This window comes from Nonomuraea harbinensis, assembly GCF_019396385.1.
GTDB lineage: Bacteria > Actinomycetota > Actinomycetes > Streptosporangiales > Streptosporangiaceae > Nonomuraea > Nonomuraea ferruginea.
Genome location: NZ_JAHKRN010000019.1, coordinates 18124 through 37898 on the forward strand (window position 1 = coordinate 18124; position 19775 = coordinate 37898).

At 72.2% G+C, this 19775-nt stretch carries 16 protein-coding genes; 14 read left to right on the forward strand and 2 right to left on the reverse strand.

The genetic code is table 11. The annotated features are described in order from the left end of the window. Positions 1–391 precede the first annotated feature (391 nt). From KME79_RS20525 to KME79_RS20590, 14 genes are all read left to right on the forward strand, one after another. On the forward strand, positions 392–1393 hold the full coding sequence (locus KME79_RS20525) for a TOMM precursor leader peptide-binding protein (RefSeq protein WP_219545801.1): 1002 nt from the start codon (positions 392–394) through the stop codon (positions 1391–1393). Next, positions 1390–2460: a zinc metalloprotease gene (locus tag KME79_RS20530; protein WP_219545802.1), complete on the forward strand. Its 1071-nt coding sequence runs from the start codon at positions 1390–1392 to the stop codon at positions 2458–2460. The genes KME79_RS20525 and KME79_RS20530 overlap by 4 nt, the downstream gene beginning before the upstream one ends. Positions 2461–2698: 238 nt before the next feature. Then, positions 2699–3895 (forward strand): MFS transporter, encoded by a 1197-nt coding sequence (locus tag KME79_RS20535; RefSeq protein ID WP_219545803.1) that lies wholly within the window; start codon positions 2699–2701, stop codon positions 3893–3895. 15 nt (positions 3896–3910) lie between these two features. Then, positions 3911–7558 carry a nitrate reductase subunit alpha gene (locus KME79_RS20540; RefSeq protein ID WP_219545804.1) on the forward strand — a complete coding sequence of 1216 codons (3648 nt, stop codon included), beginning with the start codon at positions 3911–3913 and terminating at the stop codon, positions 7556–7558. Next, the gene (gene narH, locus KME79_RS20545; protein ID WP_219545805.1) at positions 7558–9213 is read left to right on the forward strand and encodes a nitrate reductase subunit beta; all 1656 of its coding nucleotides are present in this window, start codon (positions 7558–7560) and stop codon (positions 9211–9213) included. The genes KME79_RS20540 and narH overlap by 1 nt, the downstream gene beginning before the upstream one ends. Then, on the forward strand, positions 9213–9863 hold the full coding sequence (gene narJ / locus KME79_RS20550; RefSeq protein WP_219545806.1) for a nitrate reductase molybdenum cofactor assembly chaperone: 651 nt from the start codon (positions 9213–9215) through the stop codon (positions 9861–9863). The genes narH and narJ overlap by 1 nt, the downstream gene beginning before the upstream one ends. Next, positions 9860–10582, forward strand: coding sequence for a respiratory nitrate reductase subunit gamma (gene narI / locus KME79_RS20555; protein ID WP_148031883.1), 723 nt, complete (start codon positions 9860–9862; stop codon positions 10580–10582). The genes narJ and narI overlap by 4 nt, the downstream gene beginning before the upstream one ends. Positions 10583–10701: 119 nt before the next feature. After that, positions 10702–11544 (forward strand): universal stress protein, encoded by an 843-nt coding sequence (locus KME79_RS20560; RefSeq protein ID WP_219545807.1) that lies wholly within the window; start codon positions 10702–10704, stop codon positions 11542–11544. Beyond that, positions 11541–12095: a CBS domain-containing protein gene (locus KME79_RS20565; protein ID WP_219545808.1), complete on the forward strand. Its 555-nt coding sequence runs from the start codon at positions 11541–11543 to the stop codon at positions 12093–12095. Before KME79_RS20560 ends, KME79_RS20565 begins: the two co-directional genes overlap by 4 nt. Before the next feature lie 14 nt (positions 12096–12109). Further along, on the forward strand, positions 12110–12628 hold the full coding sequence (locus KME79_RS20570) for a flavodoxin family protein (protein ID WP_219545809.1): 519 nt from the start codon (positions 12110–12112) through the stop codon (positions 12626–12628). A 55-nt stretch (positions 12629–12683) separates the two neighbouring features. After that, positions 12684–13397, forward strand: coding sequence for a nucleoside/nucleotide kinase family protein (locus tag KME79_RS20575; protein WP_219545810.1), 714 nt, complete (start codon positions 12684–12686; stop codon positions 13395–13397). Positions 13398–13451: 54 nt separating this feature from the next. After that, the gene (locus KME79_RS20580; RefSeq protein ID WP_219545811.1) at positions 13452–13949 is read left to right on the forward strand and encodes a universal stress protein; all 498 of its coding nucleotides are present in this window, start codon (positions 13452–13454) and stop codon (positions 13947–13949) included. Positions 13950–14240: 291 nt separating this feature from the next. Then, positions 14241–15092, forward strand: coding sequence for a universal stress protein (locus tag KME79_RS20585; protein WP_219545812.1), 852 nt, complete (start codon positions 14241–14243; stop codon positions 15090–15092). Beyond that, the gene (locus KME79_RS20590; protein ID WP_148031876.1) at positions 15089–15862 is read left to right on the forward strand and encodes a DUF6544 family protein; all 774 of its coding nucleotides are present in this window, start codon (positions 15089–15091) and stop codon (positions 15860–15862) included. Before KME79_RS20585 ends, KME79_RS20590 begins: the two co-directional genes overlap by 4 nt. A 175-nt stretch (positions 15863–16037) precedes the next feature. Here KME79_RS20590 and KME79_RS20600 read toward each other — a convergent pair whose 3' ends face one another. After that, positions 16038–18959 (reverse strand): pyridoxamine 5'-phosphate oxidase family protein, encoded by a 2922-nt coding sequence (locus tag KME79_RS20600; RefSeq protein WP_308248992.1) that lies wholly within the window; start codon positions 18957–18959, stop codon positions 16038–16040. Continuing rightward, positions 18956–19705 carry an HAD family hydrolase gene (locus KME79_RS20605; protein ID WP_148031874.1) on the reverse strand — a complete coding sequence of 250 codons (750 nt, stop codon included), beginning with the start codon at positions 19703–19705 and terminating at the stop codon, positions 18956–18958. The genes KME79_RS20600 and KME79_RS20605 overlap by 4 nt, the downstream gene beginning before the upstream one ends. Positions 19706–19775 lie beyond the last annotated feature (70 nt).

Consider the following 19775-nt stretch of genomic DNA (forward strand, 5'->3'; position numbering starts at 1 on the left):
GCCTTGTCGTGATCTACTTTGTAAAGGCGGTGGGCCGAGGCAACCCCGATATCACAAACGCCAGAACAACACCATCCGCGACCACTGCGCGAAGTTATTGAGAATTCTAGGTTTCCGCGACTTAGGGCATCAATTGCCGCACAGAACGTCATTGGGCCTCCCTGGTGCCGATGATTCTTCTTACGATCACATCGGCCAACACGATCTATGAAGGGATCGCGCATGACGATCGAGATCAGGAAGGTCGAAGAAGTCGAGACCACAGGTAACAGCAACAGCTGCTGAACTGTCGCGGGGCCCTCTTTGCGAGGGCCCCGCCTTCGTGCTTACGGGAGTCTTCTTCATGCCCAGGATTCAGGTGAATCCGGCTTTTCCCCTTTTCATTGATGATTTGCGTGAGCGGGTGCGGCTGGGGGATTTCCCGCCGACGGGCCTGGTCCTCGACCCGGCGGCGGCGCCGTTGCGCCGGCTGATCCGGCTGTGCGCCCGTGAGCCGGTGGAGCGGGCCGATCTGTACGCGCTGCTCGGCGAGGTGCCTCCGGCCGAGATCGACGCGGCCGTGGCGCGGCTGCTGGAGGCGCGCATCCTGGTCACCGCCGACGATCTCGACGCGCTGGCGGCCGACGCGGGGCTCTCCCGGTTCGCGCTCTTCCTGTCGATGTTCCGGCCGGCCGCCGAGGTGACGGCCGTGCTCGGCGAGTTGCGGCGTACGCATGTGGCGGTGCTCGGCGCGGGGGCGATCGGGGGCGCCGTGGCGCTGCAGCTGGCGACCAGCGGGGTGGGGCGGTTGACGCTGGTCGACGACGACCGGGTGGAGGCGAGCAACCTGCATCGCCAGTACCTGTACACGGCCGGGGACGTGGGTGAGCTCAAGACGGTGGCGGCGGCGCGGCGGCTGCGGGCGCACCGTCCCGGTGTGCGGGTGGACACCGTCGAGCGGCGCATCGGCGGGCCGCGGGACGTGGTGGTGGCCGCCGATCTGGTGGTCAGCACGGTGGACACGCCGCAGCCGCACATCGCGCGCTGGGTGAACCGGGCGTGTGTGGAGGCGGGGGTGCCGTTCGTGACGGGCGGGTTCAACCAGCACGTGGGGCTGGTGGGGCCGCTCGTCGTACCCGGCAAGACGGGTTGCCTGTCGTGTCAGGAGCGTTCGCTGGCCGCCCGCTATGGCCGGACGGAGTTGCCCACCGGGGACAACCCGGGGCGGGTGATCCCGTCGTTCGGGCCGTTGTGCCAGATCGTGGCCGGGATGCTGGCCTCGGAGGTGCTCCGCTATCTGACGGGTGCGGGCACGCCGGCGGTGGAGGGCCGGAGCGTGTGGCTCGATCTGCTGACGTTGACGACCACGACGAGGGAGTTCCACCGGCATGACCGGTGCGGGGTCTGCGGGTGAACACCGATCTGTCGTTCCTGACGGTGGTGGCTGACGGGCCGGACGACTACGTGATCGGCAACGGGGAGACGTTCGTGCACGTGCCGGCGGTGGCGGCGGCGGTGGTGTCGGCGCTCGACGGCACGCGGACGGTGGCGCAGGCGCGTGAGCGGGTGCGGGCCGAGCGGGGGGTGGACGTGGACGTGGCCGCCTTCGTCGGCGGCTTGGCGGACGCGGGGTTGATGAGACGGCCGGAGCGGCGGCCGAACGTGTGGGACCGGATCCGGCCGCGGCAGGTGGCCTGGTTCTTCTCCCGTCCGGCCGACGTCGTGCTGGTGCTGCTCACCGGGTGTGCGGTGGCCGCCGCGGTGGCCGAGCCGAGGGCGCGGCCCGGGGTGTCGTCGCTGGTGTGGCCGGGCAGTCTGTCGTTCACGCTGGCGTTCGCGGCGGGGTCGTGGGCGCTGGTGCTGCTGCACGAGCTGGGGCATGTGGCCGCCGCGCGGTCGCTGGGCGTGCGGGCGGAGTTGTCGCTGGGTACGCGGTTGCAGTTCCTGGTGGTGCAGACGCGGATCACCGGGGTGTGGGGGGTGCCGCGGCGGGCGCGCTATCGCGCTCATCTGGCGGGGATGCGGGTGGACTGGGTGCTGATCTGCGGGTCGGCGTGCGTGCTGTACGTGACCGAGTCGGCACCGGCGCGGCTGGTGATGGTGATCTGTCTGGCGCAGGTGGTCTGGCAGTTCCTCTTCTTCATGCGTACGGATGTGTACTACGTCTTCGCGAACGCGACGGGGAACAAGAATTTGATGGCGGACGCGCAGGCGTATCTGCGTGGGCGGGGTGGTGGGGCGCGTCGGAGTGTGCGGGTGTACGCGTGGTTCGTGGTTGTGGGGCGGGTGCTGGGGTTGGCGTTTTTCGCCCTTTATACGGTGCCGATCACGGTGGCGGTGGTTCGCCGGGCGATGGGGGAGTTGGCTTCGGGGGCATTGTGGGAACCGGTGGCCGCGCTCGTGGTGATCGCTGCGGGTTGGGTGCTTTATCTGGTGATTCTGGTCCGCCGTTTCTTGGGGTGGGTGCGGAATTCGTCCTGACAGACTGCGAAAAGCACAGTTTTCAACTATGTCAGGAAAAATCACGACGCCCACTGTCGGCCGGCGCCCCGCGTGCGCCCCTCGGCCCCCGCCCCGCGGATCCCTCGCGCGCCGGGGGCGGGCCACGAAGATGATCGCTGTTTGATCCTTATTGATGGGACTAAAGACCCTTAAGTGGGCATGGTGCAGTCCAGAAGACTGAGGTGGCCCTAGCGTCCGACCGGAGGTGGTCCCCGCCATGCCTGCCGCACCGTCACCCGCCGCGGTCACGTCCACGGCGAGCCGTGTGACCGCGCTGATCCTGGCCACGATCGCGTTCGCGGTGAACTTCTGGGCCTGGGCCCTGCTGAGCCCGCTCGGCCCCGTCTACCAGCGGTCCCTCGGGCTGAGCGCCACCGCGGTGTCGGTGCTGGTGGCCGTGCCGGTGATCGTCGGGTCGCTGGGCCGCATCGTGCTCGGCGCGCTGACCGACCGTTACGGCGGCCGGCTGGTGTTCGGCGTGACGACGTTGATCGGCGTGATCCCCGTCGTCTTCCTCGCCTTCGTGGAGACGTACTCGCTGCTGCTGGTGGGCGGGTTGCTGCTGGGCCTGACCGGTGCGACGTTCGCGATCGGCGTCCCGTTCGTCAACGCCTGGTTCCCGCCGGAGCGGCGTGGCCTGGCGCTGGGCGTCTTCGGCATGGGCAACATCGGCACCGCCATCTCCGGGTTCGCCACCCCGTGGCTGGCCGACGAGTTCGGCCGGCGCGCCCCCTTCTACGTGGTCGCGGCGGCGCTCGCCGTGACGGGCGTGGTCTTCCTGCTGGTGGGGCGGGACGCCCCCGGCGTGAAACCGGCCGCGGAGCCGTTCCTCAAGAGGTTCACCGCCGCCGCCCGGATGCGGGTCACGGTGGAACTGGCCGGGATGTACGCGCTCACCTTCGGTGGTTTCGTCGCGTTCGGCGTCTACCTGCCGCTGTATCTGCAGAGCGTGTACGGGCTGACGGTGGCGGACGCGGCGGCCCGCGCGGCGGGGTTCGTGGTGCTGGCCACGCTCGCCCGCCCGGTGGGCGGCTGGCTGTCGGACCGGGTCGGCGGCGAGTCCGTGCTGGCGTACGTGCTGGCGGTGGTGTTCGCGTGCGCGATCGTGGTCTCGTTCGCGCCCGGGATGCCGGTGGCCACGGTCGGCTTCCTGGCGATGGCGGCGGCGCTCGGGCTGGGCAACGGCGCGGTGTTCGCCATCCTGGGCCGGGCCGTCCCGGTCGCGATGGTCGGCAGCGCCACCGGTGTGGTGGGCGCGGCCGGCGGCCTCGGCGGGTTCCTGCCGCCGATCGTGATGGGGCTGATCTTTCAGGCGACGGGTTCGTACTCGATCGGGTTGATGCTGCTGGCCGCCATGGCTTTCGGCGCCTTCGTTTACTGCTGGTTCATTCTGCGCCCCCGCGCGCACCCCTAACAGAAAGAGAGCCACATGTCGGGCATGGACGGGCCTCTCACCGATGCCCTGCTCCGGCTGGGACGTTATCTGCACCCCGGCACGATGTCCCCTGACCTGCGAACACTGCACCAGATCGGCGGCCGTCAGGCCGACGCGTTCTACCGTGACCGGTGGAGTCACGACAAGGTCGTGCGGTCGACGCACGGCGTGAACTGCACCGGTTCCTGCTCGTGGAAGGTGTACGTCAAGGACGGCGTGATCACCTGGGAGGCGCAGCAGACCGACTACCCGAGCGTGGGCGGGGACCGGCCGGAGTACGAGCCGCGCGGCTGCCCGCGCGGGGCCGCCTTCTCCTGGTACACCTACTCGCCGACCCGGGTGCGTTTCCCGTACGCGCGCGGCGTGCTGGTGTCGATGTACCGGGAGGCGAAGGCGCGGCTGGGCGACCCGGTCGCGGCCTGGGCGGAGATCACCACCGATCCGGGCAAGCGCCACCGCTACCAGTCGGCGCGCGGCAAGGGCGGGCTGGTGCGGGTCTCCTGGGACGAGGCGACCGAGATGATCGCGGCCGCGCACGTGCACACGATCAAGACGTACGGGCCGGACCGGGTGGCCGGGTTCTCCCCGATCCCGGCCATGTCGATGGCCTCGCACGCGGTCGGTTCCCGGTTCGTCTCGCTGATCGGCGGGGCGATGCTGTCGTTCTACGACTGGTACGCCGACCTGCCGGTGGCCTCGCCGCAGGTGTTCGGCGACCAGACGGACGTGCCGGAGTCGGCCGACTGGTGGGACGCCTCGTACCTGATGTTGTGGGGCTCGAACGTGCCCGTCACCCGCACCCCGGACGCGCACTACATGACCGAGGCGCGCTACCGCGGGCAGAAGGTCGTGGTGATGTCGCCGGACTTCAGCGACGCCGCGAAGTTCGCCGACGAGTGGCTGGCCCCGCATCCGGGCACCGACGGGGCGCTGGCGATGGCGATGGGGCACGTGATCCTCAAGGAGTTCTTCGTCGACTCCGCCACCCCGTACTTCGCCGACTACGTGCGCCGCTACACGGATCTGCCGTTCCTGGTGCGGCTGCGCGAGCGCGAGCCCGGCCAGTACGTGCCGGACAAGTTCCTCACGGCCGCCGATCTCGGGCAGGAAGGCAAGGAGGCGGCGTTCAGCACGGCGGTGTGGGACGCGGACGCGGGTGAGGTCGCCGTCCCGAACGGCTCGCTCGGGTTCCGCTTCTCCGAGCAGGGCCAGGGCCGGTGGAACCTGGACCTGGGCGAGGTGTCGCCGGCGCTGACCATGCTCGACACGGGCGAGTCGGTCCCGGTGGGCCTGCCCCGTTTCGACGGGGCCGAGAGCGGCGTGCTGGAGCGCGGCGTGCCGGTGCGGCGCGTCGGCGACCACCTGGTGACCACGGTGTTCGACCTGCTGCTGGCCCAGTACGGGGTGCGCCGCGGCGGGCTGCCGGGCCGCTGGCCCCAGGGGTACGACGACGCGGGCGAGCCGTACACGCCGGCCTGGCAGGAGGCGATCACGTCGGTGCCGGCGGCGAAGGCGACGCGGATCGCCCGCGAGTTCGCCCGCAACGCCGAGGAGTCCGGCGGCCGGTCGATGATCATCATGGGGGCCGGGGCGAACCACTGGTTCCATTCCGACACGATCTACCGGGCGTTCCTGGCGCTGGTGACGCTCACCGGCTGCCAGGGCGTCAACGGCGGCGGCTGGGCCCACTACGTCGGCCAGGAGAAGTGCCGGCCGGTCACCGGGTGGGCGCATCTGGCCTCGGGCGGCGACTGGTCGAGGCCGCCGCGCCAGATGATCGGCACCGCTTACTGGTATCTGCACACCGACCAGTGGCGTTACGACACCTACAAGGCGGACGTGGTGTCCTCGCCGCTGGGCGACGGCGTGTTCGCCGGCAAGACCACGGCGGACCTGCTGTCGCAGTCGGCGCGGCTGGGCTGGATGCCGTCGTACCCGACGTTCGGCCGCAACCCGCTCGACCTGGCGGACGAGGCGCGGGCCGCGGGGCAGGAGCCGGGCCCGTACATCGCGGAGAAGGTGGCCTCCGGTGAGCTGGGGTTCGCCTGCGAGGACCCGGACGCGCCGGAGAACTGGCCGCGGGTGCTGACCGTGTGGCGGGCCAACCTGCTGGGCTCCTCGGCGAAGGGCGACGAGTACTTCCTGCGCCACCTGCTCGGCACCGACGCCTCGCTGCGCGCGCGGGAGGCGGGGCCCCGCCAGCGGCCCGAGGGCGTCGCCTGGCGGGAGGAGGCGCCGCGGGGCAAGCTCGACCTGCTGCTGTCGCTCGACTTCCGGATGACCTCCACCACGCTGTTCTCCGACATCGTGCTGCCGGCCGCGACCTGGTACGAGAAGCACGACCTGTCCTCGACGGACATGCATCCGTTCGTGCACTCGTTCAACCCGGCGATCGACCCGCCGTGGCAGACCCGCAGCGACTTCACCGCCTTCCACACCATCGCCCGCGCCTTCAGCACGCTGGCCGCCGAGCACCTGGGCACGCGGACCGACCTGGTGGCGATGCCGCTGATCCACGACACCCCCGACGAGCTGGCCACCCCGCACGGGCGGGTGCGCGACTGGCGGCGGACCGGCGAGACGCCGACGCCGGGCCTGGACTTCCCGAAGATCGTCGAAGTGGAGCGGGACTACGCGGCCATCGCCGCGAAGATGGCCTCCCTCGGCCCGCTCGCCGAGCGGCTGGGCGCCACCACCAAGGGCATCACCTACGACCTGAGCGGCGAGATCGACCGGCTGCGGCGGATCAACGGGTCCACCGCGGACGGCCGGCCGTCGCTGGCGCGGGACGTGGACCTGTGCGAGGCCATCCTGGCCTTGTCGGGCACCACCAACGGGCGGCTGGCCGCGCAGGGGTTCGCCACGCTGTCGCGGCGCACCGGCACCTCCTTCGACGGGCTGGCCGAGGAGCACCGGCACATCACGTTCGCCGACACGCAGGCGCGCCCCGTCCCGGTGATCACCTCGCCGGAGTGGTCGGGCAGCGAGAGCGGCGGCCGTCGTTACTCGGCGTTCACGATCAACGTCGAGCATCGCAAGCCCTGGCACACGCTCACCGGGCGGCAGCACTTCTACCTGGACCACGACTGGATGCAGGAGGCGGGTGAGGCGCTGCCGGTCTACCGGCCGCCGCTGAACATGACGGCCATGTTCGGCGAGCCCGGGATCGGCGACTCGACGGCGGAGGGGATCACGGTGCGGTATCTGACGCCGCACTCCAAGTGGTCCATCCACTCCGAGTATCAGGACAACCTGCTCATGCTGACGCTGTCGCGCGGCGGGCCGAACATCTGGATGAGCCCCGCCGACGCGGCCAAGGCCGGCATCGCGGACAACGACTGGATCGAGGCGGTCAACCGCAACGGCGTGGTCGTGGCGCGCGCCGTCGTCTCCCACCGGATGCCCGAGGGGACCGTGTACATGTACCACGCGCAGGAGCGGGTGGTGGACGTGCCCAAGAGCGAGACGTCTGGCCGGCGCGGCGGCATCCACAACTCGCTCACCCGGCTGCTGGTCAAACCCACCCACCTCATCGGCGGCTACGCCCAGCTGTCGTTCGCGTTCAACTACCTCGGCCCCACCGGCAACCAGCGCGACGAGGTGACCGTGATCCGGCGGCGCTCCCAGGAGGTGGACTACTGATGAAGGTCATGGGCCAGCTGGCCATGGTGATGAACCTGGACAAGTGCATCGGCTGCCATACCTGTTCGGTCACGTGCAAGCAGGCGTGGACGAACCGGGCCGGCACCGAGTACGTCTGGTTCAACAACGTCGAGACCCGGCCGGGACAGGGCTACCCCCGCACCTACCAGGACCAGAAGAAGTGGCAGGGCGGGTGGGAGCTGAACTCGCGCGGCCGGCTCAAGCTGAAGGCCGGCGGGCGGCTGCGCAAGCTTCTGACGATCTTCGCGAACCCGCTGATGCCGTCCATCCAGGACTACTACGAGCCCTGGACGTACGACTACGACCGGCTGTTCTCCGCCCCCGCGACGGAGGACACCCCGGTCGCCCGCCCCAAGTCGCTCATCTCCGGCGAGCCCACCAAGATCACGTGGTCCGCGAACTGGGACGACGACCTGGGCGGCGGCCCCGAGCTGACCAAGGCCGACCCGGTGCTGCGCAAGGTGTCGGACCAGGTCAAGCTGGAGTTCGAGCGGGCGTTCATGTTCTACCTGCCGCGCATCTGCGAGCACTGCCTGAACCCTTCCTGCGTGGCCTCGTGCCCGTCGGGCGCGATGTACAAGCGCTCCGAGGACGGGATCGTCCTGGTCGACCAGGACCGCTGCCGCGGCTGGCGGATGTGCGTGACCGGCTGCCCGTACAAGAAGGTGTACTTCAACCACCGCACCGGCAAGGCGGAGAAGTGCACGTTCTGCTTCCCCCGGGTCGAGGTCGGCATCCCGACCGTCTGCTCCGAGACGTGCGTGGGGCGGCTGCGTTACATCGGGCTCATCCTGTACGACGCCGACCGGGTCGCCGAGGCGGCTCGGACGCCGGACGAGAAGGACCTGTACGAGGCGCAGAAGAGCGTGCTGCTCGACCCGAACGACCCGGAGGTGATCGCCGGCGCCCGCGCCTCGGGCATCCCGGAGGACTGGCTGGAGGCGGCCCGGCGCTCGCCCATCCACCAGCTCATCTTCGAGTACGGGGTCGCGCTGCCGCTGCATCCCGAGTACCGCACGATGCCGATGGTCTGGTACATCCCGCCGCTGTCGCCGGTCGTCGACGTGCTGTCCGAGACGGGGCACGACGGCGAGGAGGCTGGCAACCTGTTCGGCGCGATCGAGTCGCTGCGCATCCCCATCGGCTACCTGGCCGAGCTGTTCACGGCGGGCGATCCCGCGCCGGTCAGGCTGGTGCTGCGCCGCCTGGCGGCGATGCGCTCGTACATGCGCCGGCTCAACCTCGGCCAGGAGCCCGACGAGAGCATCGCCGAGGCGGTCGGCATGACCGGCGCCCAGATCGAGTCCATGCACCGGCTGCTGGCCCTGGCCCCCTACGGCGAGCGGTACGTCATCCCCAAGGCGCACGCCGAGCAGGCCGCCGACCTGGAGGAGCTCGCCACCGGGTGCAGCCTCGACTACGAGGGCGGCCCCGGCATGGGCGGGCCGTTCGGCGAGGCGTCCGGCACGCCCGCGCCGATCGCGGTCGAGAACTTCCACGCGCTGCGCGAGCGGCAGAGCGGGGACGAGCTGGAGCGGAGCGAGGACCTGCGCGGCCGGGTCAACCTCCTGAACTGGGACGGCAAGGGCACCCCCGAGGGCCTGTTCCCCCGGCGCGACAAGGAGGACCAGTGATGGACCGCGCCGTCCACCTCACCGCGTCGGTGCTGCTCAGCTACCCCGACGAGCGGCTGGCCGAGGCGCTGCCGCTGCTGACGGAAACGGTCGGGACGCTGCCCGCGGGCGAGCCGGCGCGGCGGCTGCGCGCCTTCCTCGACCACGCCGCCGCCACACCGCCGCAGGACCTGGCCGAGCACTACGTGGCCACCTTCGACCTGAAGCGCCGCTGCTGCCCGTATCTGACCTACTACACCTACGGCGACACCAGGAAGCGCGGGATGGCGCTGCTGCGGTTCAAGCATGCCTTCCGCGAGGCCGGGTTCGAGCCCGCCGAGGGGGAGCTGCCCGACCATCTGGCGGTGGTGTGCGAGCTGTCCGCGCGCGGCGGCACCGCCCAGGCCTCCCGGCTGCTGCGCGAGCACCGGCCGGGCCTGGACCTGCTGCTGCGGGCGCTGGAGTCGGAGCGTTCCCCCTACGCGCACGTGGTCGCCGCGGTGCTGGCCACGCTGCCGCCCGCCACCGCCCGCGAGCGCGCCGCCGCCGCCAAGCTGGCCGCCGAGGGGCCGCTGGCCGAGGAGGTCGGCCTGCCGCCGTACCCGGTGAACGGGTCCGGTCCCGCGGCGGGGCCGACACCGTCGTTCCCGACCGATGGAGGATCCCGATGAACGCGCTCGACCTGCTGCTGTGGGTCGTGGCCCCGTACGTGGCGCTGACCGTCTTCGTGCTCGGCCACGTCTGGCGCTACCGCTACGACAAGTTCGGCTGGACCACGCGCTCCTCACAGCTGTACGAGTCGCGGCTGCTGCGCATCGGCAGCCCGATGTTCCACTTCGGCATCCTGGTCGTCATCCTCGGGCACGTGGGCGGGCTGGTGATCCCCAAGTCGTGGACCGAGGCGGTGGGCGTCACCGAGAGCATGTACCACGTGGTCGCGGTCGTGCTCGGCACCATCGCCGGGGTGTGCACGCTCGCCGGCCTGGCCATCCTCATCTACCGGCGGCGCACCGTCGGGCCCGTGTTCACCGCGACGACCCGCAACGACAAGCTCATGTACGCCGTCCTGGCCCTGGTGATCGTGCTCGGGCTGGCCGCCACCGTGGCCGCGAACGTGCTGGGCGGCGGCTACGACTACCGGGTCACGGTCTCGCCGTGGTTCCGCTCGGTCTTCGCCCTCCAGCCGCGGGCGGAGCTGATGGCCGGGGCGCCCCCGCTGTTCCAGCTGCACGCCTTCAGCGCGCTGGTGCTCTTCGCCATCTGGCCGTTCACCCGGCTGGTGCACATGCTCACCGCGCCCATCGGCTACCTGACCCGCCCGTACATCGTCTACCGCAGCCGCGAACCGGTCACCCGCACTCCCGGCTGGACGCCCACCACCAGAAGGTGAACGCAGCACAAATTCGGGACTAAAGGCCATCCGATCGGGGTCCTCCTCCCCGGCCACCGCCGCCCCCGATCGGAAAAACTGGAGGTGAGAACGGCAGAACGGGTGAAGGAGGCGTCGTGATGGCTCGGCAGATCGTGGTGGGCATCGACGGATCGGCACCGGCGACCGCGGCGGTGGAATGGGCCGCCGCCGACGCCCGGCGCAGAGGGCTGAACCTACGCATCGTCCACATCTGCGAGCAGTGGCGGCACGGCCATGGCGAGTCCGAATACTGCGCGGGCACCCTGGAGGCCGCCGCGGACCGGGCCCGCGCCCTCGCGGGCGGCGTCGAGGTGACGACCGAGCTGCTCATCGGGGAGGTCGCCCCGGCGCTCATCGCGGAGTCGGCCTCCGCCGACAGCGTCGTCATCGGCAGCCGGGGGCTCGGCGGGTTCCAGGGCCTGGTCATGGGCTCGGTGAGCATCGCCGTCGCCGGTCACGCCGCCGGGCCCGTGGTCGTCGTCCGCGGCACCTCCCCGATCACGCACGGGCGGATCGTCGTCGGCTACGACGGCTCCGAGCACGCGGAGGCCGCCATGGAGTACGCCATCGAGCAGGCCCGCCGCCGCGACGCCGAACTGTACGTCGCCTACGGCTGGACCATGCCGGCGTACTCCCCGTACGCGGTCGCCTACAACTCGCTCATCGAGGACGTCATGCAGGAGGAGGCCCGCGCGGCGCGCGAGCGCGTCGTTCCGTGGCGGGAGAAGAACCTCGACGTGCGGATCACCGACGGGCACGCCTGCGAGCACCCCGTCTCGCTGCTGATCGAGGCCTCCAAGCAGGCGGACCTGGTCGTCGTCGGCTCGCGCGGGCGCGGCGGGCTGGCCGCGGCCGTCCTCGGCTCCGTCAGCCACGGCGTGCTGCACCACGTCATCTGCCCCGTCGCCGTCGTCCGTCCCCGAACGGAGGAGACATCATGACCGCTCCGACCGCCATCCGTGCCACCACGACCGCCCCGCGTGCCGTGCCGAAGGAAGGCGCGCGTCCCGCCGGCGAGCCTGCCGCGCAGACGAGGCCGGTCGCGGAGCTGACCGCCGAACAGGTGATGAGCCGCGTGCTGGTCGCCGTCGAGCCGGGGGAGTCGCCTCTCATGGCGTGGGAGCTGATGCGCCGCGCCGGCGTCCGCCACCTGCCGGTCGTCGAGGGGCGGCACGTGCTCGGCGTCCTGACCCGCGAGGAGCTCGCGGCGACCTGGTCCTGCGGGCCCCAGGAGCAGTCCGGCCGCCAGGTCGGCTCGCTGCTGACCGGCCGCCGCCGGCCGCGGGTCGAACCCGGGGACCCGCTGCACCGGGTCGCCGCCGTCATGCTGGACGCCGGGTGCGACGCGGTGCCCGTGGTCCACGCCGGCGGGATCGTCGGGCTGATCACCGCCGGTGACGTGCTCGCCGCCGTCGCCGGGCGCGTCAAGCCGTCCGGCGAGCCGGGCGAGCTCGTCACCGGCATGTTCCACCTCGAACCCATCCTTCCCTGATCAGGAGGCGCGGCATGCGCGCGCTCGTCGTCTACGAGTCGATGTACGGAAACACCCGGCGGATCGCCGAGGCCGTCGCGGAAGGATTGGCCGGGCGGATGCGGGCCGACGTGGTCGAGGTCGGCTCCGCGCCCGCCGCCGTCGGCGAGGACGTGACTCTCCTCGTGGTCGGCGGGCCCACGCACGCCTTCGCCATGACCCGCGCCACCACCCGCCAGTCCGCCGCCCAGGACGCCCCGGACGGGCTGGTGTCCCGGGGCGACGGCATCCGCGAATGGCTGTCCGGCCTGCGTACCGGCTCCGCCCGGCTGGCCGCGGCCGCCTTCGACACCCGCGTCGCCAAGCCCCGCCTGCCGGGGTCGGCCGCCCGCGGCGCCGCCAGACGGCTGCGCCGCCTCGGCGTCAGGAGCGCCGCGCCCGCCCACAGCTTCTACGTCATCGGGACGAAGGGGCCTCTCGTGGACGGCGAGCTGGACCGGGCCCGCGAGTGGGGCGAAACCCTCGCGGCCTCCTTCCCCGTCCCGGCCTCCTGAGGTCCCGGGGGCATCCTGCCCGTGTACGCGACAGGCGGTTGGATAGGTTGGGGCCGTGTCGCAGATCGATCACTCCGTCTCCACGTGGCAGCAGCCCTGCCCCGGCCCGGCGTCCCCCGAACGGGCCGCCCTGGTCGACGAGATCGCCCGGCGGGTGCTGGCCCTGGGCGACGGCCGTCTCCTGGTGGGGATCGACGGCCTGACCGCCTCGGGCAAGACCAGTTTCGGCCACGAGCTGGCCGCCTCCGTCGCCGCCGCCGGACGCCCGGCGCTGCGCGCCACGCTGGACGACTTCAAGCAGCCGTGGAAGGACCGCCACCTCTACGACAGGGAGTCCGGCGAGGGCTACTACCGCAACGCCTACGACTACGAGTCCGCCAGACGCCTGCTGCTGGACCCGTGCCGCTCCCCGTGGGCCGGCGCCTGCGCCCTGTGCTCGATCGACCCCCTCACCCAGGTGGACCACTCGGCGGTCGTCACGCCGCTCTCCCCGGACAGCGTGCTCATCGTGGACGGCGTGTTCGCCTTCCGCCCGGAGATCGACGCGTACTGGGACTACCGCGTCTGGATGCACATCGATGAGGAGCTGTCGGTCGCCCGCGGCGCCGCCCGCGACCAGGACTGGGCAGGCTCCGGCGCCGAGGCGATCCACCGTGACCGTTACCTGGTCGCCCAGCGCGTCTACCAGCGCGAGGCCGACCCGATCGCCCGCGCCGACGTCGTGATCGACAACACCGACTTCGCTCACCCGCTGACCAAAGACCCATGAAGTCGGGAGGAACGGCCCTGCCGGCACCACCGCGGGGTCGCCGACCATGGAGGCATGGAACAGATCGTGGTGGGCGTTGACGGCAGGGGCGGCGGCGACGCGGCCCTGATGTGGGCCGCGGGCGAGGCCCGGCGGGCGGGGGCGCGGCTGGTCGTCGTGCACGCCTGGGAGCCACGAGCCCGCGCGTTCGCCCCGTACGCGCGCCCCACGGGCGGGCACGGCACGGGCGGGCACGGCACCGGCGAACACGCGGAAGCGGTCCTGGAGCGGGCCGTCCTGCGGGCGCGTGCCGCCTATCCGGACGTGGCCGTGACCGGGCGGACCATCAGGGGCCGCCCGGAGGTGGTCCTGCGGCACGAGGCCCGGGCGGCGGCCCTCCTGGTGCTCGGCTCGGCCGCGCACCACGCGGGCGACGGCCGGCTGGGCGCGGTACTGCTCTCCTGCCTACGCTGGCCGCCCTGCCCCGTGGCCGTCATCGGCACCCCGCAACCGACGACCCCACAGCCCACCGCGCGTCAGCCGGTGGCGGCGGGCGCGGCGGCCCCCTGCTGAACCCGGCACGACAGCGCCCGCTCCGACAGGCGTACGCGCAGGACGAACCGGTCAACCTCCGATGGGCAGCGGTCGCGGGCCGCTCGCGCTGCTCGCCGTCGGCCTCGTACGTTCCCCGCACTGGGTGAAACGTTTGCCCGGTTGAAGGTCGAAGGTCCTGGCGGCGGGGTGACGTGCGGCCCTGCCCGGGTAGCTGCCGTCGGGTGAGCATGGAAGCGGACACCCCGGCGGGAAGCGGGCGGGAGGAGGCACGGGTGCTCACCCGCGCTCCCGTACTCGAGGAGGCTGGACATGGGCAGACACGTCGTCGCGGGCGTGGACGGATCCGACAGCGCTGCCCTGGCGCTGGACTGGGCGGCGGCGGACGCCGGGCGGCGCGGGCTGGCGCTGCGCGTGGTGTACGTGCGCGAGCCGTGGGCCGGCGAGTGGGTGACGTCCGAGGGGTACGATTCGCTGACCGTGCAGGTCGAGCGGCTGCTGGAACGCTCGGCGGCGCGCGCCCGCGAGCGGGCGCGCGACCTGGAGGTGACCACCGCGATGGTGACCGGCGCGGTCGTGGAGCGGCTGCGGACCGAGACCGAGACCGCCGACACCGTGGTCATCGGCAGCCGCGGACTCGGCGGGTTCGCCGGGCTGGTGCTCGGCTCGACGGGGCTCGGCCTGGCCAACCAGGCGCACGGTCCCGTCGTCGTCGTCAGAGGTCACTACCGCGTCTCCCATGACGAGGTGGTGGTCGGCTACGACGGCTCCGTGGACGCCGAGTGCGCGGTCGAGTACGCGATGGAACAGGCCCAGGCGCGCGGGGCGAGGCTGCGCGTCCTCCACGCCAAGCACCAGCCGGTCTCCTACCCGCACCCGGCCGGGTTCGGGCCGGTGCCGCCGCCCGGCATCGAGGACGAGATCCCGCAGCGGCTGCGGCCCTGGCTGGACAAGTACCCGAGAGTGCGGTCCGTGCAGACCGTGGTCTCCAAACACCCGGTGCCCGCGCTGGCCGCCGCGTCCCGCACGGCCGACCTGGTCGTGGTGGGCACGCGCGGGATGAGCGGGTTCACCTCCACGATGCTCGGCTCCGTCAGCCACGGGGTGCTGCACCACGCCCACTGCCCCGTCGCGGTGGTACGTCCCCGCGAAGCCCGGTCATGACCGTCATCGTCTCGCCGCCGCACCTGAGCGCCCAGGCCAGGCGAGACTGGGACACCCTGCAGGCCGTGACCGCCGGGGCGCCGCGGTTCGACCCGGAGCAGGCGGACCCGCTGCCCGACGCGGCGCGGCGCTGGGTGCTGCACGCCATCGCCCCGGGCACCCCGCTGCTGCGCTCGGTCGTGCTGCGCTCGCGCGGCGAGATCAAGCTCGGCACCTGGCGGCGCTTCCACGCCACCCAGGCGCTGGAGCCGATGGAGGGCTTCGTCTGGGCTGCCACCGCGTGGGTGGGGCTGCTACCGGTGCACGGCTTCGACCGCTACCACGGCGGCGTGGGGGAGATGCGCTGGCGGATGCTGGACGCGCTGCCCGTGATGTCCGGCTCCGACCACGACATCAGCCGCAGCGCCGCGGGGCGGCTGGCGAGCGAGTTCGTGCTGGTCCCCGCCGCCGCCCTGGACCCGCGCGTCCGCTGGAAGCACGTCGACAGGTACGAGGCCGTCGCGAGCATGCCGGTCGGCGACGAGGACTTCGACGTCAGGCTGGCCGTGGACGACGACGGCCGGTTGGCCGGCGTCACCGTCTCGCGCTGGGGCGACCCCGACGGCGGCGGCTACCGCCGGCACCCGTTCGGGGTGGAATGCGGGCGGGAGGCCACCTTCGACGGGTTCACCATCCCGGTGTGGCTGCGCGGCGGCTGGTGGCCGGGCACCGAGCGGCGGGCCGAAGGCGAGTTCATCCGCTTCACCGTCGAGGACGCCGTCTACCGTTAGCCGCCCCCGCCCGCCGGCGGTAGAACCCGGTGATGTCCTCGCGGCTCTCCTCGGGCGCCGCCCACAGGTCGAGGTTCGGCTCGGCGTCCGGCGCGAGGGCGGGGTCCAGCCAGGCCGGCGGCTCGGGCAGCCTCGCGCGTCTCCCGCAGGTAGTGGCGCAGGACGTCCTTGTCGTTCACAGGCCGTGGATCCGGCGGCCGGTGATCTGCTGCGGGATGATGCGGATGTAGAGCAGGCGCTCGCCGCCCGCCCACGGGGTCACGTCCGCGCCGATCACCTCGGCCACCTCCTCCTCGGGGACATGGTGGAACGGCCCCTGGACCAGCACGCTCCAGCCCTCGCGCTGCGCCTCGTCGATCTGGTCGATCTCGAAGCCGACGACGATCTCCACGCCTTCCATGCCGGTGCGCAGGTCGCGGTCCATCGCCCCGCCGTAGGAGGTGCGGAAGATGATCGCGCCCTGGTGGAGCTTGTAGTTGACGGGCAGGACCGTCGGGCCGTGGGAGCCGTTGAACGCCACCCGGCCGATGCCGCCCGGCGAGATCAGCCGCAGGCACTCCTCGCGGTCCAGCTTCTCCAGCGAGGGGGACGCCGCCGCCGGGCCACGGCCGGGAGGCCGCTCCCGGCCGCCGCCCAGCAGGTCGTCGGCCGTGGTGCCGAGGGCCTCAGCCAGCCGGTGGACGGTCTCGGACGTCGGGCTGGCCGGGGTCTCCTCCAGATACTCCACGTAGCCGGCGGACACCTTCGCCCGCTCGGCGACCTGTTCGCGAGTCAGCCCGAGGCGCTCGCGGTGATGCGCGATGCGGCGTCCGAGGTCGCCGGTGCCTGCCATGATCGTTCCCCCTTGGTCGAAGGTGAAGGTGCGGCCGGTGCCGCGGCCGGCCGTCTCGCCGTTGACCCGCACCATGCCGTCGCGGGCCTCGATCTCGAACCGTGTGCCGCGCACCAGGATGGGCAGGGACAGCGTGCCGAGCCGGTCGGGCAGGAGCGGGTCGAGACGCAGCCCGTCGTCACGCACCTCCAGCCCCAGATAGCACCGCTGCAACAGATCGAGCGTACCGGCCATCGCGCCGAGGTGGATGCCCTCCTCGGTCGTGCCGCCCTGCACGTCCTTGATGTCGCTCATCAGCGCCTCGACGAGCAGGTTCCACGACGTGGCCCGGTCGGTCGAGGCCAGCACCCACGCGTGCACCAGCGCGCTGAGCGTGGAGCCGTGGCTGGTCCGCTCCAGGTAGTAGGCGACCGTGCGCCGGACCAGGCCGGGATCGGCCGGATAGCCGAGCCGGTCCAGGATGCCGAGCAGCTCGTCACCGCTCAGCAGGTAGAACAGCATCAGCGTGTCGGCCTGCTTGGCCGCCTTGTAGCGGTTGACGTCGTCGCCCTCGGCCTCCAGCGCCCGGTCCAGGCGGCGCACCCCGCGGTGGCGTTCCCAGTCGAGCTCGGGCAGGTCGGCGTAGCCGGTGAACTGGCTGATCACCCCGTCGTGGAAGTCGACCCGCATGCGGCGGGTGATGTCGGCCCAGCGGGCCGGCTCCCGGGAGCCCACGGCCGGCACCGAGGGGGCGATCTCCAGCGCCCGCAGGAGCAGCCACACCGTCATGACGTTGGTGTAGGCGTTGTTGTCCAGCCCGGGGGAGCCGGCGTCCGGATAGCCCGTCTGGTACTCGTCGGGGCCCATCACGCCGCGGATCTCGTACCGGCCGGAGGCGGGGTCGAGCACGGCGAGCGAGGCGAAGAACCGGGCGATCTCGATGAACAGCTCCGCGCACCAGTCCGGCATCGAGCCGGTGACCAGGTGGTACTGCCACACGTTGTAGGCGATGGCCAGGCCGACGTGCCGCTGCAGATGGGAGGCGTCGGGCAGCCAGCGGCCCGACTCGGGGTTGAGGTGCAGCGTCTGGGTCTCCTCGCGCCCGTCGCTGCCGCTCTGCCAGGGGAACATCGCGCCGTCGTACCCCTCGGCGCGGGCGGCCGCGCGCGCCTCGTCCAGCCGCCGCCACCGGTAGCGCAGCGCGCCGCGGGAGACGTCGGGGAAGCGCAGGTTGAGCCACGGCAGGACGAACAGCTCGTCCCAGAAGACGTGCCCCCGGTACGCCTCGCCGTGCAGGCCGCGCGCGGGCACCCCGGCGTCGAGGTCGGCGGTGTGCGGCGACATCGTCTGCAGCACGTGGAACACGTGCAGGTGGATGGCCTGGGCGATCTCCGGCTCGGTGACGTCCATGCGGGCGCGGTCCCACAGGCGGTCCCAGGCGGTGGTGTGGCGGGCCAGCAGCTCGTCGAAGCGGGGCGCCAGCCGGGCCCGCCGGACCGCGGCCGAGCGGGGGTCGTGGATGGCGGGGTCGCGCGAGGTCAGCAGCGCCACCACCTTCGTCACGGCGGCCGTCTCGCCCTCGACCAGGTCGAGCACGTGGCAGGAGGTCACCCGGGCCGGCTCCGCGGTGAGCTCCTGCTTCGCGGGCGCGTCCACCCGGGCGGCCAGCGCGACCGTGATGCCCGAACCGCGGGTGGTGACGGTCAGCCAGCCCAGGTCGTCCTCGACGCCGGTCGCGTGCCCGGTCAGGTGGTCGCCGCGCAGGTCGCGATAGCGGGCCACGCCGTCGTTGCGGACGTCGCCGTCGACGGCGGACAGGACACGCAGCGGGCCCGACCAGTTCTCCGCCGTGAACGTGGTCTCCAGCGCCGCGAGCGCGCTGTCGGCCATCGACACGACGCGCCGCTGCCGCACCCGGGTGATCCGGCCCTGCGGGTCGCGCCAGCGCAGGTCGCGCGTCAGGACACCGGCGTGCATGTCGAGCGCGTGGTGGTACTCCAGCAGGTCGGAGTCCTCCGGGTGGAAGTAGTCGCAGCCCGGGGTGGCGAACGTCAGCGGCAGCCAGTCGGGCAGGTTGACCAGGTCCTCGTTGGTCACGGTCTTCCCGGCGACGGGGGAGGTGAGCCGGTTGTAGACGCCGGCCGCGTACGTGCCGGGCGTGCGGCGCAGGCCGTCGGGGGTGGCGCCGCGGGTGGCGAACCGCCCGTTGCCGAGCGTGCACAGCGCCTCGCGCAGTCTTTCACCGTCCGGGTCGAAGCCCTCGTAGGCCAGGATCCACGGCGTCATCGGCGGCCCACCGGCACGCGCCCGGCCACGGTCACCTCGGCCAGGTCGTGCACGACGACGTCCGCGCCCGCCCGGATCATCGCCTCCGCCTGCGCCTTGGCCCGGTCGACGGCCACCACCAGCTCGAAGCCGCCCCTGCGGCCGGCCTCCACGCCCGGCAGCGCGTCCTCCACGATCGCCACCTCGGCGGCGGGCAGCCCGAGCCGGTGCGCGGCCTCCCGGAACAGCGCCGGGTCCGGCTTGCCGGGAAAGCCCAGCCGGGCCGCGTCGTTGCCGTCGACCAGCACGTCGAACAGGTGGAGCAGGCCCGAGGACGAGATGACCGCCCGGCAGTGCCGGCTCGCCGAGACCACCGCCGTGCGGCAGCCCCGGTTGCGCAGCTCGTGCAGCAGCGCCACGGTGGACGGGAAGGCGGCCACGCCGTGCTCGGCGATCTGCCGTACGAACAGCTCGTCCTTGGCCATGCCCAGCCCGTGCACGGTCGGGGCGCCCGGCTCGTCCTCAGGGCCGCCCTCCGGAAGCGTGATGCCGCGCGAGGCCAGGAAGGTGCGCACGCCGTCCAGGCGTGGTCGCCCGTCGACGTAGCGCAGGTAGTCGTCGCGGATGTCGAACGGCGCGGAACGGCCGCGGAGGAAGCGGTCGAAGACGTGCTTCCACGCGGCGGCGTGCACTCTCGCGGTGTCGGTGACCACGCCGTCGGTGTCGAAGACCACGGCGCGCAGCGTGTTGAGATCGATCGCGGCCATGGCAAGACGCTACCCCCGAGCAGGCAGGACATCCATGGCCGTTCGCCTCGCCCTGATGTGACCTCCGGCC

Coding starts and splice junctions, on each gene's coding strand:
- KME79_RS20535 (WP_219545803.1), top strand. CDS start 2,699: ATGCCTGCCGCACCGTCACCCGCCGCGGTCACGTCCACGGCGAGCCGT.
- KME79_RS20540 (WP_219545804.1), top strand. CDS start 3,911: ATGTCGGGCATGGACGGGCCTCTCACCGATGCCCTGCTCCGGCTGGGA.
- narH (WP_219545805.1), top strand. CDS start 7,558: ATGAAGGTCATGGGCCAGCTGGCCATGGTGATGAACCTGGACAAGTGC.
- narJ (WP_219545806.1), top strand. CDS start 9,213: ATGGACCGCGCCGTCCACCTCACCGCGTCGGTGCTGCTCAGCTACCCC.
- narI (WP_148031883.1), top strand. CDS start 9,860: ATGAACGCGCTCGACCTGCTGCTGTGGGTCGTGGCCCCGTACGTGGCG.
- KME79_RS20560 (WP_219545807.1), top strand. CDS start 10,702: ATGGCTCGGCAGATCGTGGTGGGCATCGACGGATCGGCACCGGCGACC.
- KME79_RS20565 (WP_219545808.1), top strand. CDS start 11,541: ATGACCGCTCCGACCGCCATCCGTGCCACCACGACCGCCCCGCGTGCC.
- KME79_RS20570 (WP_219545809.1), top strand. CDS start 12,110: ATGCGCGCGCTCGTCGTCTACGAGTCGATGTACGGAAACACCCGGCGG.
- KME79_RS20580 (WP_219545811.1), top strand. CDS start 13,452: ATGGAACAGATCGTGGTGGGCGTTGACGGCAGGGGCGGCGGCGACGCG.
- KME79_RS20585 (WP_219545812.1), top strand. CDS start 14,241: ATGGGCAGACACGTCGTCGCGGGCGTGGACGGATCCGACAGCGCTGCC.
- KME79_RS20590 (WP_148031876.1), top strand. CDS start 15,089: ATGACCGTCATCGTCTCGCCGCCGCACCTGAGCGCCCAGGCCAGGCGA.
- KME79_RS20600 (WP_308248992.1), bottom strand. CDS start 18,959: ATGACGCCGTGGATCCTGGCCTACGAGGGCTTCGACCCGGACGGTGAA.
- KME79_RS20605 (WP_148031874.1), bottom strand. CDS start 19,705: ATGGCCGCGATCGATCTCAACACGCTGCGCGCCGTGGTCTTCGACACC.